Source organism: Acinetobacter sp. AKBS16 (genome assembly GCF_002899995.1).
In the GTDB taxonomy this organism is placed as follows: Bacteria; Pseudomonadota; Gammaproteobacteria; order Pseudomonadales; family Moraxellaceae; genus Acinetobacter; species Acinetobacter baumannii.
The window spans coordinates 28,937-30,018 of record NZ_POYH01000079.1 but is presented as its reverse complement, the minus strand read 5'-3'; the positions used below and the strand labels follow the sequence as shown (position 1 = coordinate 30,018).

1 protein-coding gene and 1 pseudogene are annotated in these 1,082 nt (G+C 36.0%); both read left to right on the top strand.

Annotated elements, in window-relative coordinates; translation table 11 throughout:
• Positions 1-139: pseudogene (locus C1642_RS13875) on the top strand (RNA chaperone Hfq); the annotation flags it as partial.
• 130 nt (positions 140-269) lie between these two features.
• On the top strand, positions 270-1,082 hold an 813-nt coding region (locus C1642_RS13870), incomplete at its 3' end, for a DMT family transporter (protein WP_103236459.1).

Genomic DNA, 1,082 nt, shown 5'->3' with positions numbered 1-1,082 from the left:
TCAAGGTGGCTTCGGTGGTCAAGGTGGCTTCGGTGGTCAAGGCGGTTTCGGTGGTCAAGGCGGCTTCGGCGGACATCAAGGCGGTTTTGATAACGATTCTAAATTTGAAGATGGTCAAGACGACGAAAACAATCGTTAATTGATTAGCTTAAAAAAACCAGTCAGTGATGACTGGTTTTTTTATGGCTTTAAAACTATAAAAAAGCATATTAAAGCTACCTGCGGTCCATCTCTGTTTCTTAAAATTTAGATTAATAGGTTCTTTGCAAATGGTATTAATATTTGCTGCAGCATTGTGCAGTGTTCTGGTTTCTGTACTACTTAAAAATTTAAAGAAAAAGGGATATCAACCCATGCAAATGATTGCATGGAATTACGCAAGTGCCAGCTTGCTATGTTATCTGTGGTTTAAGCCAGATATTCAGCATATTTCTATACAACATACACCTTGGTGGCTAATAGTGGCTTTAGGCGTCATTCTACCGAGTATTTTTTTGTGCCTTGCTAAATCTTTAGAGTACGCAGGTATTGTCAAAACCGAAATTGCTCAGCGGCTGTCCGTGGTACTTTCTTTATTGGCGGCTTATTTCTTTTTCCAAGAGCAGTTTAATTCTCTTAAATTATTAGGGATAGGTTTGGGAATTTTTGCTGTTCTCTTAATTTTATTAGGTCATTTCAACGAGTCTTCCGGATCTCAGTCAAAAAAAGCAATTTTTGCTTTGATGAGTGTCTGGTTTGGATATGCCGCTGTAGATATCTTGTTAAAATATACGAGTAGCTTAGGCCTACAGTTTACTTTGACTTTAAATCTAATTTTTATAACGGCCTTTGTTTTATCGATTATTTATTTAATATTTCAAAAAAATTCAGCATGGCATTTTAAAAATACTTTTGCTGGGTTAATGCTAGGCGTACTAAATTTTTCAAACATTGCCCTATACGTTAAAGCGCATATTTTACTCAAAGATTCTCCGGCCATTGTCTTTGCGAGTATGAATATTTTGGTCGTGTTACTTGGAATAGTTTGTGGCGTAGTTTTATATAAAGAAAAATTAAAATTACCTACCATCCTAGGAATTATT